The 13480-nt window shown below is 66.9% G+C and carries 14 protein-coding genes; 6 read left to right on the top strand and 8 right to left on the bottom strand.

Going from position 1 to position 13480, the window contains the following annotated elements; translation table 11 throughout:
• Positions 1-45: 45 nt before the first annotated feature.
• Entirely contained in the window at positions 46-1047 is a 1002-nt protein-coding gene (locus tag F3H87_RS01890; RefSeq protein WP_149786722.1) for a polyprenyl synthetase family protein, read from the top strand.
• Here F3H87_RS01890 and F3H87_RS01885 read toward each other — a convergent pair.
• The 3 genes from F3H87_RS01885 to F3H87_RS01875 all read right to left on the bottom strand — a co-directional run bounded on the left by F3H87_RS01885 (position 1040) and on the right by F3H87_RS01875 (position 5367).
• The gene (locus F3H87_RS01885) at positions 1040-1864 is read right to left on the bottom strand and encodes a 4-(cytidine 5'-diphospho)-2-C-methyl-D-erythritol kinase (RefSeq protein WP_149786723.1); all 825 of its coding nucleotides are present in this window, start codon (positions 1862-1864) and stop codon (positions 1040-1042) included. The genes F3H87_RS01890 and F3H87_RS01885 overlap by 8 nt on opposite strands.
• A complete protein-coding gene (locus tag F3H87_RS01880; RefSeq protein ID WP_149787128.1) occupies positions 1854-3545 on the bottom strand; it encodes a tetratricopeptide repeat protein in 1692 nt (563 codons plus the stop codon). Before F3H87_RS01880 ends, F3H87_RS01885 begins: the two co-directional genes overlap by 11 nt.
• A 175-nt stretch (positions 3546-3720) precedes the next feature.
• Positions 3721-5367 (bottom strand): electron transfer flavoprotein-ubiquinone oxidoreductase, encoded by a 1647-nt coding sequence (locus tag F3H87_RS01875; protein ID WP_149786724.1) that lies wholly within the window; start codon positions 5365-5367, stop codon positions 3721-3723.
• A 241-nt stretch (positions 5368-5608) separates the two neighbouring features.
• On the opposite strand from F3H87_RS01875, the gene greA reads away from it, so the two are divergent.
• From greA to F3H87_RS01855, 4 genes are all read left to right on the top strand, one after another.
• Positions 5609-6079, top strand: coding sequence for a transcription elongation factor GreA (gene greA, locus F3H87_RS01870; protein WP_149786725.1), 471 nt, complete (start codon positions 5609-5611; stop codon positions 6077-6079).
• A gap of 28 nt (positions 6080-6107) precedes the next feature.
• On the top strand, positions 6108-7124 hold the full coding sequence (locus F3H87_RS01865; RefSeq protein WP_149786726.1) for a hypothetical protein: 1017 nt from the start codon (positions 6108-6110) through the stop codon (positions 7122-7124).
• 74 nt (positions 7125-7198) lie between these two features.
• A complete protein-coding gene (locus F3H87_RS01860) occupies positions 7199-7918 on the top strand; it encodes an AzlC family ABC transporter permease (protein WP_149786727.1) in 720 nt (239 codons plus the stop codon).
• Complete coding sequence (locus tag F3H87_RS01855; protein ID WP_149786728.1) at positions 7915-8238, top strand: AzlD domain-containing protein; 324 nt, start codon at positions 7915-7917, stop codon at positions 8236-8238. Before F3H87_RS01860 ends, F3H87_RS01855 begins: the two co-directional genes overlap by 4 nt.
• A gap of 4 nt (positions 8239-8242) precedes the next feature.
• On the opposite strand, the gene F3H87_RS01850 is transcribed toward F3H87_RS01855, so the two are convergent.
• The 5 genes from F3H87_RS01850 to F3H87_RS01830 form a co-directional block, all read right to left on the bottom strand.
• Positions 8243-8932, bottom strand: coding sequence for a hypothetical protein (locus tag F3H87_RS01850; protein ID WP_188129136.1), 690 nt, complete (start codon positions 8930-8932; stop codon positions 8243-8245).
• 53 nt (positions 8933-8985) lie between these two features.
• A complete protein-coding gene (locus F3H87_RS01845) occupies positions 8986-9120 on the bottom strand; it encodes an aa3-type cytochrome c oxidase subunit IV (protein WP_149786729.1) in 135 nt (44 codons plus the stop codon).
• Between the two features lie 87 nt (positions 9121-9207).
• Positions 9208-9660: a DUF6173 family protein gene (locus F3H87_RS01840; protein ID WP_149786730.1), complete on the bottom strand. Its 453-nt coding sequence runs from the start codon at positions 9658-9660 to the stop codon at positions 9208-9210.
• Between the two features lie 4 nt (positions 9661-9664).
• Positions 9665-10711, bottom strand: a complete 1047-nt coding sequence (locus F3H87_RS01835) for an MBL fold metallo-hydrolase (RefSeq protein ID WP_149787129.1) — start codon at positions 10709-10711, stop codon at positions 9665-9667.
• Positions 10711-12405, bottom strand: a complete 1695-nt coding sequence (locus F3H87_RS01830; protein ID WP_149786731.1) for an acyl-CoA dehydrogenase — start codon at positions 12403-12405, stop codon at positions 10711-10713. Before F3H87_RS01830 ends, F3H87_RS01835 begins: the two co-directional genes overlap by 1 nt.
• Positions 12406-12520: 115 nt before the next feature.
• On the opposite strand from F3H87_RS01830, the gene F3H87_RS01825 reads away from it, so the two are divergent.
• Positions 12521-13462: an L-threonylcarbamoyladenylate synthase gene (locus tag F3H87_RS01825; RefSeq protein WP_149786732.1), complete on the top strand. Its 942-nt coding sequence runs from the start codon at positions 12521-12523 to the stop codon at positions 13460-13462.
• Positions 13463-13480 lie beyond the last annotated feature (18 nt).

Here is a 13480-nt window from a genome sequence, read left to right as displayed (position 1 = left end):
TAAGATCATGGCCGGGCGAATGTCGAGCCATGCGATGAGGGTAGGATGAGCCTGGACGAAGCCGCCACGAAACCGCATGAGGAACTGGCCGCGACCCTTGCCGATGGCATGGAGGCCGTGAACCTGCTGATCCGCGAGCGGATGGCCAGTGAAAACGCCCCCCGTATCCCCGAGGTCACCGCCCACCTGGTCGAGGCCGGCGGCAAGCGCCTGCGCCCGATGCTGGTTCTGGCGGCGGCGCGCATGTGCGGCTATCCCGGCCCCTACGACGTGCACCTGGCCGCGACGGTGGAATTCATCCACACCGCCACGCTGCTGCATGACGACGTGGTGGACGAAAGCCGCCAGCGCCGGGGCCGCCCCACCGCGAACCTGCTGTGGGACAACAAGTCCAGCGTGCTGGTGGGCGATTACCTGTTCGCGCGCGCGTTCCAGTTGATGGTCGAACCGGGCAGCCTGCGGGTTCTGTCGATCCTGTCGAACGCGGCCGCCACCATCGCCGAGGGCGAGGTGCTGCAACTGAGCGCGGCACAGGATCTGCGCACCGGCGAGGATACCTATCTCAGGATCGTGCGCGGCAAGACGGCGGCACTGTTTTCCGCCGCGACCGAGGCGGGCGGCGTGATCGCGGGCGCGCCCGAGGCGCAGGTGCAGGCGCTGTTCGATTACGGCGACGCGCTGGGGATCGCGTTCCAGATCGTCGACGACCTGCTGGATTACCAAGGCGATGCCAGCGCCACCGGCAAGAACGTGGGCGACGATTTCCGCGAGCGCAAGCTGACCCTGCCGGTGATCAAGGCGGTGGCACAGGCCGACGAGGCCGAGCGCGCCTTCTGGCAACGCACCATCGAAAAGGGCCGCCAGGACGAAGGCGACCTGGAGCACGCGATTTCGCTGCTGCACAAACATGACGCGCTGGACGCGACCCGGCAGGACGCGCTGGACTGGGCGGCCAGGGCCAGGGCGGCAATGGATACCCTGCCCGACAGCGAATTGCGGCGGATGCTGTCCGACCTGGCCGATTACGTGGTGGCGCGGATCAACTGACCACTTGCGGGCGGGCCGATATCGTGCGGGCCGCAACGCACCACCAGCCGGGATTGTCCCGCGCGATGCGGGCGGCTGCGGCGGCGGCGGCGGTGCGGTCGGGATAGATGCCGAAACAGGTCGCGCCCGATCCCGACATGCGCGCCAGTTCCGCATCCCCAAGCGCCTGCAACGCACCGGAAATCTGCGGCGCAAGAGTGATGGCCGGGGCCTGCAGGTCGTTGCGCTGCCGTGCCAACCACGCCACGAACCCGTCGCGGGTGATCCAGCTGTCCAACCCCTCCATCTGGTCGTTGAATTTCTCGCGCAGCGCGCCGAAGACGCCGGGCGTCGCCAGGTGAGCACCGGGATTGACCAGCACAACATCCAGCTCCGGCAGGCCGGGCAGCGGCGTCAGGATTTCGCCGATCCCCTGCATCCGCTTGGGCACCGCGCTGAGGCAGACGGGCACGTCGGCGCCCAGGCTTTCGGCGGTGTCCAGATCCCCCTGCCCCAGGTGGCGCAGCACCGCCGCGGCATCGGACGATCCGCCACCGATCCCGGCGCCGTGCGGCAGGTTCTTTTCCAGCGCGATATGCCCCGTCCAGCCCGCCGCCAGCGCCGCGCGCCAGACAAGGTTGCGCGCATCGTCGGGCACTCCGGGCGCAAACGGGCCGGTGACGGTCAGCCCCATCGCGGGCGCGGCCGTGAATGACAGCCTGTCGCCGACATCGACGAACACCACCAGCGAATCGAGCATGTGATAGCCGTCCGGCCGCCGGGCAGTGACGTGTAGCGTCAGGTTGATCTTGGCCGGGGCGAATGCCTCAGTCGCCATTGGCGACCTTCAGCGGCGGCGCACCCTCTTCCCGCAGCACCTGGTCCAGCCCGACCTCGAGCTTGCGGCGAAGGCGGTCGGCATCGACATCGTCCGAGGTTTCGGCGGTGCCGTGGAAGGACAGCGCGCGTTTCCACTGGAACCGCGCCTCGAGCTTGCGGTCCACGGCCCAGTAGACATCGCCGAGGTGGTCGTTCACCACCGGGTCGGTCGGCATCAGTTCGGCCGCGCGTTCCATGTGGCCCACCGCCTCGTCATAACGGCCGAGCCGGTAAAGCACCCAGCCCAGGCTGTCGACGATATAGCCGCTGTCGGGCCGCGCGGCGACCGCGCGTTCGATCATGTCCAGCGCCTCGTCCAGCTTCTGCTGTTTTTCGACCAGCGAATACCCGAGATAGTTCAGCACCTGCGGTTGTTCGGGGTTCAGTTCCAGCGCGCGGCGGAAATCGGCCTCGGCCTCTTCCCACATGTCCTGCCGTTCATAGCTGATGGCGCGGGCGTAGAGGATGAACCATTGCTGTTCGGTCGGTTCGCCGAACAGTTCCAGCGCGCGGGTGTACGAGGCGGCGGCAGCGGCGTAATCCTTGACCTGCCGCATCATGTCGCCCAGCGTCATATGCACGATGGGCAGGTCGCCATGGGTTCCGGCCAGTTGCTCCAGCACCTCGACCGCCGCATCGGTGCGCCCGGCGCGGCGCAGCGCCTCGGCCCGGCCCAGTTCGGCGGCATGGTACGAGGGGTGATCGCGCGGCAGCCGCTTGTAGGTCTCGACCGCCAGTTCGAACCGGTCGAGGTTTTCCAGAAGCTGCGCCGACAACAGCAGCGCATCGCTGTGATCGGGGCGCAGGAACTCGGCCACGCGGCTGTAGACCAGCGTGTAATCGTCGCCCGCCTCGTTCGAAAGCGCGGCGGCGACGGTAAAGAATACCTCGGCCACGCCGTCGCGCGGCGAGGTCACGAAATCGAAGCGCAGCGTTTCGCCCGCCGAAAGCCGGTCGCGCATATCGCGCAGGAACGGGTCCAGGTCGGGGCCGAACAGCGTCGTCAGCAGCTCCATCGCGCGGTCGTTCTGGCCCAGCTGGCTGAGGATCTGCATCCGCGCGATGGTGGCGCGGCGGGTCATCTGCAACGGCCCCGCGCCATCCCCGGCAAAGATCGCCTCGGCGCTTTCGAAATCGCCCACCACGGCCAGCGCCAGCGCCTTGTGATACAGCGCGAAACCGCTCAGCCCGCGTTCTTGCGCCAGCACGTCGAAGGCGGCCAGCGCCTCTTTCGCGGCGCCCTGGCCCAGATGCGCCCAGCCGCGCAGCAGCCCGTCGACCAGCGGGCCGACGGCCTTTTCCTCGTCCAGCCGCGTCAGCAGCGCGTCGTAGCGTTCGTTCGCCACCTCGTCGGCCACCAGCACCATCTGGCCGACCTGGCTGCTCATCCCGTCGGCCTCCATCTTGCGGGCGGTCGGCACGGCGCGGGGCAATTCGCCCACCGCCAGTTGCGACAGCGTCGTATCCTCAAGCAGCTTGGGGTTCGACGGGTCGCGCGCCAGGGCACGGGTGAAATACTGCGCCGCGGCCGCGTAGTCGGCATCGAATGCCGCCTGACGCGCCGCAAGGTAGGAACCGGCCAGCCCGTTCTGCGCCGCCACCGGCCCGGCAGAGACCGCCATGGCCAATACCGCCGTCATTCCCAAAAGTCGCGCCCTTGCCTGTGCCACTCGTCGCCCCTTCAGCCTGCTGTTCCCGCCCAAGGTAGCGTGCCTTGCCCGAAACGCAATGCACCGCCGCGTGAGGCGCGACAATGGGCGGCAGAACGCAAACAGGCGGCCCCGGCGGGCCGCCTGCAAACGCGATCCGGGTGGATCACATGTTGGGATAGTTCGGCCCGTCCCCGCCCTGCGGCGTGGTCCAGTTGATATTCTGGGGCGGGTCCTTGATATCGCAGGTCTTGCAATGCACGCAGTTCTGGAAGTTGATGACGAATTCCGGCTTGCCATCCTTTTCCACGAACTCGTACACGCCCGCCGGGCAATAGCGGGCCGAGGGGCCGGCATATTCGGGCAGGTTCACCGCGACCGGGATCGTGGGGTCCTTGAGCTTGAGGTGGCAGGGCTGGCTTTCCTCGTGGTTGGTCATCGAGAAGCTGACATTGGTCAGCCGGTCGAAGGACAGCGTGCCGTCGGGCTTGGGATAGGCGATCTCGCGGTGCTTTGTCGCCGGTTCGGTCGCCGCGGCATCCGTCTTGCCGTGCCTGAGCGTGCCGAACAGCGAAAAGCCCAGCGTGTTGGTCCACATGTCGAACCCGCCCAGCGCCAGCGAGGCGGTCAGCCCGAATTTCGACCACAGCGGTTTGACGTTACGGACCTTTTTCAGATCCTTGCCGATCGCGCCGCCGCGCACCTCGTCCTCATATGCGGTCAGCTCGTCCGACTGGCGGCCCGCTTGCAGCGCCGCGTGCGCGGCCTCGGCGGCGGCCTTGCCCGACAGCATGGCGTTGTGGTTGCCCTTGATCCGCGGCACGTTGACCATGCCGACCGAACAGCCCAGCAGCGCCACGCCCGGCGCGACCATCTTGGGCATCGACTGGTATCCGCCCTCGGAAATCGCCCGCGCGCCATAGGCCACGCGCTTGCCGCCCTTCAGCAGTTCGGCCACCTTCGGGTGATGCTTGAACCGCTGGAATTCCATGTAGGGGTAAAGATGCGGGTTCTTGTAGTTCAGGTGCACCACGAAGCCCACATAGACCTGGTTGTTTTCCAGGTGATAGATGAACGACCCGCCGCCGGCATTGCCGCCCAGCGGCCAGCCCATCGTATGGGTGACCTCGCCCTCGTTATGCTTGGCGGGGTCGACCTCCCAGATCTCTTTCATGCCGAGGCCGAATTTCTGCGGCTCCTTGCCGTTCTGCAGATCGTACTTGGCGATCACTTCCTTGGCCAGAGACCCGCGCACGCCTTCGGACAGGAACACGTATTTGCCGTGCAGTTCCATCCCCGGCTCGGTGTTGGGACCATAGCTGCCGTCGGGCTCCAGCCCGAAGACACCGGCGACCACGCCCTTCACCTCGCCACTGTCGCCATAGACAAGCTCGGAACAGGCCATGCCGGGAAACACCTCGACGCCCAGTTCCTCGGCCTGCTCGGCCATCCAGCGGCAGACATTGCCCATCGACACGATGTAATTGCCGTGGTTGTTCATCAGCGGCGGCATCGGCCAGTTGGGGATGCGCACCTCGCCCCCCTCGCCCAGCATGTAGAAATTATCCTCGCGCACGGGCACGTTCAGCGGTGCGCCCTTTTCCTTCCAGTCGGGGATCAGCGCATCCAGCCCGCAGGGATCGAGAACGGCACCCGACAGGATATGCGCCCCCACTTCCGAGCCCTTTTCCAGCACGACCACGTTCAGATCCGCATCCAGCTGTTTCAGACGGATCGCCGCGGACAGGCCCGCCGGGCCGGCGCCGACGATGACGACGTCATATTCCATGGCTTCGCGTTCGATCTCGGACATCGGGGCCCCCTTTTCGTTTTGACACGCGCAAGAAAATTTCGCCTTGGTTACCGCGCTGCAGCAAGGCCAGTCAATCGCAACACGACGTTAAACCGTGCGAAACGAACGGCAAGGGGCATCGCACGCGGAATTGCACCGCCCTGCCGCTTGGTCTATTGCATTGGCAAGCCCCGTTGGGGCAGGTTTGTTTGCGACGAAAGACGCACCATGGCCGGGATCGCCCGCCAAGGGAGAGTTACTTATGGAAAAAATACCGATGACACGCGCGGGTCACACCGCGCTGGAAGCCGAGTTGAAGCACCTCAAGAGTGTCGAGCGCCCCGCCATCATCAAGGCGATCGCCGAGGCGCGCGAGCATGGCGACCTGTCGGAAAACGCCGAATACCATTCGGCGCGCGAAAAGCAGTCCTTCATCGAGGGCCGGATCAAGGAGCTTGAGGGCATCATCGGCCTGGCCGAGGTGATCGACCCGGCCGCCATGTCGGGCGCGATCAAGTTCGGCGCCACCGTCACGCTGGTGGACGAGGACACCGACGAGGAAAAGACCTGGCAGATCGTGGGCGAACACGAGGCGAATATCGAAAAGGGCCTTTTGAACATCAAATCGCCCATCGCCCGCGCATTGATCGGCAAGGAAGAGGGCGACAGCGTCGAAGTGCGCACGCCCGGCGGCGAAAAATCCTACGAAGTGCTGAAGATCACGTACAAGTAGGGTTACCGAGCCTGCCGCGGGGGTGTGAATGGCCAACAGGAACGACAGCAGACCGACGCCGCTGGGCATCTACGACCGGCCCGGCACCCCCAGGGTAACGGCGATCGAATGGGTCGCCGTGGCGCTGTCGCTGTTGTGGCTGACCGGGGCGGCGATCTTTTTCCTGGTGCTGGGCCCCGGCTCGGGGCCCGAGCAGGGCCAGGGGATGCGGCTGCTGATGACGATGCTGGCGATCTTCATGCCGGTGGCGATGATCTGGGTCGCGGCGACCGCGGCGCGCGCCAGCAAGGTGATGCGCGAGGAAAGCCACCGCCTGCAGGCCGCCATCGACGCGATCCGGCAGGCCTATATCGCGCAGGCGCAGGGGCGCGACCTGGGCACCGAACCCTCGGTCGCGCGCAAGCTGGACGAGATCGCCGCGACAGCGAAAAAGACCGAAACCGCGCTGGCCACCTTCACCTCGATCCGCAACGCCCCGGCCGCGCTGCGCCCCGCCCCCGCGCCCGACACCACCCCCGCCGCCGGCGATCAGGCCGCCCTGCCCCTCGGCACCACGTCCGAAGACATGGCGCCGCCGCTCGACCGGGCCGATTTCGTCCGGGCGCTGAACTTTCCCGAAACCGCCGAGGACGAGGAGGGTTTCGCCGCCCTGCGCAAGGCGCTGCGCGACCGCCAGGCCAAGGAGCTGATCCAGGCCAGCCAGGACGTGCTGACCCTGCTCAGCCAGGACGGCATCTACATGGACGACCTGCGCCCCGACCTCGCCCGCCCCGAGATCTGGCGCCGCTTCGCCACCGGCGAACGGGGCCGCGCCATCGCCTCGCTCGGGGGTATCCGCGACCGCTCCTCGCTGGCGCTGACCGCCGGCCGGATGAAGCAGGACCCGATCTTCCGCGATACCGCACACCATTTCCTGCGCAAGTTCGACCACATGTTCATCGCCTTCGAAAAGGCGGCCAGCGACAGCGAGATACAGGATCTGGCCGGCACCCGGACGGCGCGGGCCTTCATGCTGCTGGGACGCGTGGCAGGCATGTTCGACTGACCGCCCACCGCCTTGCATCCCCCGCACCCTGCCGATAGGTCTGGGACGGACCGAAACGCCGGGGCATTCCAGCCATGACCGAAGAGATGAAACACGCCTATTGGCAGGGCATTCGTGACGCCGCGCCCTTTGTCTTCGTCGTCGCGCCGTTCTCGCTGCTGTTCGGCGTGGTGGCGACCGAGGCCGGGCTGAGCGTGTTCGAGGCGCTCAGCTTTTCGGTGGTGGTGATCGCCGGGGCGGCGCAGTTCACCGCGCTGCAACTTCTGCTCGACAACGCCTCGGTCTTCGTGGCGCTGGCCTCGGCGCTGGCGGTCAACCTGCGGATGGCGATGTATTCGGCTTCGCTGACCCCGCATCTGGGCCGCGCGCCGATGTGGCAACGGATGCTGATCGCCTATTTCCTGGTCGACCAGTCCTATGCCTGTTCCATCGTCGCCTTCGAAAGAAACCGCGACTGGTCGGTATCCGAGAAGGTCGCGTATTTCTTTGGCGTCGTCACCCCGATCTGCCCGATGTGGTACGCGATGACGCTGGTCGGCGCGCTGGTCGGCAGCGCGATCCCGCCCGAATACGGGCTGGATTTCGCCGTTCCCATCACCTTCATCGCGCTGATCGCGCCGATGCTGCGCACCGCTGCGCACCGGGCCGCGGCCCTTTCCGCGGTGGCGCTGGCGCTGGGGTTTGCCTGGCTGCCCTTCAACCTCGGCCTGATCGTGGCCGCCCTGGGCGGCATGATCGTGGGCGGGCAGGTGGAACTGGTGCTGCGGCGCCGCGGCCTTTGGGTGGACCCATGATCGACCGTACAGAACTCTGGATCATCATCTTCGGGCTGGGGCTGGGCAGTTTCGCCCTGCGCTTCGTCTTTCTGGGGCTGGCGGGCGAGCGGCCGATGCCCGAATGGCTGCTGCGCCACCTGCGCTATACGGCGGTGGCGGTGCTGCCCGCCATCGTCACGCCGCTGGTGATCTGGCCAGGCGCCACCGGCGGGCAGGTCGATCCCGCGCGGCTGGCCGCCGCGGTGGTGACGCTGGGCGTGGGCTATGTCACGAAAAATGTCCTGCTGTCGATCGGGCTGGGCGCCGCGACGCTGGTGGGCGGGCTGCTGCTGGGCTGACCGCTCAGTTCGCGGCCAGCCTGTCGCCGCCCTGATAGGCGGCCTGCTCGGCCTCTTTTTCACGGCGTTCGCGCGCGGCGCGCTGGGTGGCGACCCGGTCGTGATCGAACGCTGCCAGCACCGCGCGGTTATCATCGGAATCGTATTCGTGAAGCTCGCGCGAGGACACGCCGGGCAGTTGCGCGAACTGATCGGCCAGGTTGTTGGGATACCAGGTGGTCGAAATCCCGAGCTGCGGAAAGCCGGCCAGGATTTCCGAGGTGCTGGCCGCGCAGCGCGCATCGGCCTGCCGGCCCTTGCCCAGCGCCTCGTGCAGGACGGCCTCGGCCAGCTCGGACGAGACCGGAAGGCTTTGCACCTGCACATGGAACGTCTCACGCGCGTGATAGCGGGTATAGACATCCAGCATCCCGGGCGTGACACCATAGATCACGTCGCCGCGGCGCACGATAGCCTCGTTGCGGAAAGACCCGGCCGGGTCGAAGATCACGCGCTGGCTGCCATTGACCAGAAGCGCGGTATGCGCGCCCTGCCCGGTGCGGTTGCTTTTCATCGTGAACAGCACCAGCTCGGGCGGGCCGTCATGGCGATAGGCGGATTGCGCGATGGTTTCGTCGCTGCGCGGAATCTCGGGTTTGACCGCGCAGCCGGCAAGCGAAAGCGCGACGAAAACGGCCAGCACAAGGCGCAGCATACCGAATTACTCCCAGGACACCGCCTGCGTCGCGCCGGGGCGCGCGCGCCGGTTCAGCCGTTGACGATGGCGATGAAGATCAGGACGAGGATGATGGCCACGACCGACCACTTCACCGCGCCGACGAAGCCGTTAAAGGTTTTCTGCTGAACGGTGATATCCATTTCGCCATGCTTGTATTCGGCCATATGTCCTGTCCTTTTTCGCTACTCCGAGGGCGGTTGCCCGTTGATTAGCGGATTCAAATCCGCCTGTCACCCGTCAAGCGCAGCGTATCAGACGTTTTCCAGATCCTGCGCCAGCCGAAAGCCGATGCGGCGTGGCTGGGCGACGGTTTCGGGCTTTGCCAGCGCGCGCAGCATCACGTTCAGCTGGCTGACATGCTGGACCAGCTGGGTGCGCGCGCCGCTGGCATCGGTGCCGTAGAACGTGACGATATCGGGGTCGAAATAGCCCATGCCCTCGATCCTCAGCACGCCGATCTCGCCACCGGCAAAGCCCATGGCGACCTCGTGCTCGGAATCGAGCTGTTCCTCGAAATTCTTGATATAAAGGATCAGCCGCTCATAGGCCCATTCCGCAGGGCTTTTGCGCGCCACCGGCTTGCGCGTCACGCCCTCGGGCAGATCGGGCGCGCAGGCGCGGCTGGCGTCGGTATGCACCTCGTGCCGACGCGGAAGGGCTGCGTTTTCCTCGGCTTCGGCGGATGTCTGGATGGTATCGTCCATGCAATCACTCCTTTGCCAGTTCCCAGGCCCACGCCCCATCCTCGCGGCGATGGCGCGTGACCTCGCCAAGATGCAGCAAATGGTTCAGATGCGCCACCGTTTCCGACAGCGCCATCCCGTAGGTGTCACCGTCGATCGTGCGCTTGAACAGCGGCGCAAAGCAATCGCCGGCGATGCGCGGCGTGGCCAGGTGGTCGCGCAACCGGTCCAGCGCGCCGTGATGGTTCTCGGCCAGTTGGTACATGCGCAGCGGCAGCCCGGTAAAGGGCAGCTTGTGCCCGCCCAGCACCAGGTGATCCTCGCGCGCCAGCGGGGCCAGGCGTTCGCAGCTTTCCAGCCATTCCGCCAGCGGATCGGCCAGCGGCTCGGCCGGGTAGACGCCGATATTGGGGCTGATCGAGGGCAGGATCTGGTCGCCCGCGATCACCAGGTTGTCGTCGCGGCTCCAGAGCGTGAGGTGCTCGGGCGCGTGGCCATTGCCGATATGCACGTCCCACATGCGTCCGCCGGCGCGCAGGGTGTCGCCCTGTTGCAGCCGGATAAAGCCGGTCGGCAGCATATGCGCCATGTCCGACAGGTTGAAAGGCCGCTCCTTCAGGCGTTGTTCAAGCATCGCGGGGGACATGCCGGCATCGCGCCAGAACTCCTGCGCCTGCGGGCTGGGGCTGTCCTCGACATCCAGCATCAGCATCCGCGCCATCGTATAGGTCATGCGGGTGGTCCAGTGCTCGGCGCCGAAACGGTCCAGCAGCCAGCCCACCATGCCGACGTGATCGGGATGGTAATGGGTCAGGATCACGCGGCCCACCGGCTTGCCACCCAGCACGCGCGACAGGATATCCTCCCATATCGCCTCGGACTTGCGCGATTTCAGGCCGGCATCCACGATGGTCCAGTGATCGCCCTCGTCCAGCGCGTAGATATTCACATGGTCCAGCTTCATCGGCAGCGGCAGGCGAATCCACAGAACGCCCTCGGCCACCTCGATGGCATCGCCCGGCGCGGGCGGGGTATCCCAGGGATAGCGTATGCCGTGGGTCGCGCCGTCCATCATGCCGCCATCTCGTCTTCGTCGAGCGCGAACAGATCCCCGGCCCCGGCCATCGCATGGGTCAGCAGCGCGGCATGTTCCGGCAACAGCCGCATGATGTAAAAGCGCGCCAGCTTGGTCCGGGCGCCCTCACCCTGCTCGGCCAACGCGGCGCGCAGGTGGTAATGCCCGCCCAGCACACGGGCAAAGGCGCGCAGGAACGGCACCGACCCGGCAAGCCGCGTGGGCATGTCGCTTTGCGCGACCAGCCATTCCACCGCCTCGCGCAGGGTTTCCGAGGCCTGCCACACCGGTTCGGCCAGTTCGGGCATCTGCGAGCGCACCGATTCCGCGTGCGCCTCGATCTCGTCCAGCAGGCGGAATGCGGCCTCCCCGCCATCCATCATCTTGCGGCCCACGAGGTCTGCCGCCTGAATGCCGTTGGTGCCCTCGTAGATCGGGGTGATCCGCGCGTCGCGCAAAAACTGCGCCGCGCCGGTTTCCTCGATGAAGCCCATGCCGCCATGGACCTGGATGCCGATGCTGGCCACCTCGCAGCCGATATCGGTCGCAAAGGCCTTGGCGATCGGCGTCAGCAGCGCCGCGCGGGCCTTCCACTCGGCCTCGCCGGTGGCGGTCTGCATGTCGATGGCCACGGCGCAGTTGACCGCGATGGCCCGCGCGACGAAGGTTTCCGCCTTCATCGTCAGCAGCATCCGGCGCACATCCGCATGGTCGATGATCCGGCCCATCTGCTCGCGCTCCTGCGCATAGGCCAGCGACTGCTGATACGCCCCCTCGGCGCAGCCGACGCCCTGCACGCCCACGGCAAGCCGGGCGTTGTTCATCATCGTGAACATGGCCGCCATGCCCTTGTTTTCCTCGCCGACAAGCCAGCCGGTCGCGCCGTCGTACTGCATCACCGCCGTGGGGCTGGAGTGGATGCCCATCTTTTCCTCAAGGCTCACCACCTTGAGCGCGTTGGCGACGCCGGTGTTTCCGGCATCGTCCGGGATCAGCTTGGGCACCATGAACAGGCTGATCCCCCTGGTCCCGCCGGGCGCGCCGGGCAGGCGTGCCAGCACCAGGTGGCACACGTTTTCGGCCATGTCGTGATCGCCGAAAGTGATGAATATCTTTTGCCCCGTGATCGCATAAGACCCGTCTTCGTTCGGCTCGGCCCGGGTTTTCAGCGCGCCCACATCCGATCCCGCCTGCGGTTCGGTCAGGTTCATCGTGCCGGTCCATTCGCCCGAGATCAGTTTCGGCAGGTAGGTCTCCCTGATCGGGTCGCTGGCGTGATGCTCCAACGCCTCGATCTGGCCCTGCGTCAGGATCGTGCACAGGCCCAGCCCCATCGTGGTGGATGCCATCATCTCGTTGAGGGCGGTTGTCATCGTGATCGGCAGGCCCATACCGCCGTATTCCTGCGCCGCCGACAGCGCGATCCAGCCACCCTCGGCCAGTTCACCGAACGCCTGTTTGAACCCCTCGGGCATCCGCACCACGCCGTTTTCCAGAACGGCGCCCTGCATGTCGCCGGTGCGGCGCAGCGGCTCCAGCACCTCTTCGCAGATGCGCCCGGCCCCTTCCAGGATGGCATCGACCATGTCGTCCGAGGCATCGCCGAACCGCTCTGTCCCCTGCACCTGCGAGAAATCGGAAACATGGTCAAAGATGAAACGGAAATCGGTGATCGGGGCGCGATAGGGCATCGGTTGGTCTCCTGCGGTGGCAGCTTGGCAAAGGATGGGGCTGCCTGTATGCCGGTGGTTTCCGGGCACACTAATCCGAAGACGCCCGGCATCAACAAAAACGCGGCGTCAGAGCATGGCTGAAACGGAGCTTCTGAATTGGGATCAGGCGGGCATCGTCCGCGCCGCGGAACTGCTTTCCGAGGGGCGGCTTATCGCCCTGCCGACCGAAACCGTCTATGGGCTGGCCGGCGATGCGCGCAACGACCGCGCCGTGGCCCGCATCTACGAAGCCAAGGGGCGGCCCAGCTTCAACCCGCTGATCGTGCACCTGCCTGACGCCGCCCGCGCGCGCGATTACGTGGAATGGACGGATGCGGCGCAGAAACTGGCCGATGCGTTCTGGCCCGGCCCGCTGACGCTGGTGTTGCCGCTGCGCGACGGGCACGGGCTGTCGCCGCTGGTCACCGCGGGGCTGGACACCGTGGCGCTCAGGGTGCCCGCGCATCCGCTGGCGCAGGCGGTGCTGCGCGTCTTCGGCGGGCCGGTGGCGGCGCCCTCGGCCAACCCGTCGGGCCGGATCAGCCCCACCAGCGCCGCGCATGTGTTGGCCGGGCTCAGGGGCCGGATCGACGCGGTGATCGACGGCGGCGATTGCGCGGTCGGGCTGGAAAGCACCATCGTCGGGCTGGCCGGCACGCCCACCCTGCTGCGTCCGGGCGGCATCCCGGCCGAGGCGATCGGGGCGGTTCTGGGCGCAGCACTGGCCACGCATACCGGCGGCGAAATCACCGCGCCGGGGCAGCTCGGCTCGCACTACGCGCCCGGCGCGCGGGTCCGGCTGAACGCGGAACGCGCCGAACCGGGCGAGGTGCTGCTGGGCTTCGGCGCGATGGAGTGCGATCTGAACCTCTCGGAAACCGGCGACCTGGTCGAGGCGGCGGCGAACCTGTTTCGCCACCTCCACACGCTCGACCGGCCCGGCATCGCGGGCATCGCCGTGGCGCCGATCCCCGACCGGGGGCTGGGCGTGGCGATCAACGACCGGCTGCGGCGCGCCGCCGCCCCGCGCGACTGAGCCTTTTCGCCCACCGCG

It is taken from the genome of Lutimaribacter pacificus, from assembly GCF_900142185.1.
Taxonomy (GTDB): Bacteria; Pseudomonadota; Alphaproteobacteria; order Rhodobacterales; family Rhodobacteraceae; genus Lutimaribacter; species Lutimaribacter pacificus.
Note: the sequence above shows the minus strand (reverse complement) of the source record. Positions and strands in the feature narration are given on the sequence as shown.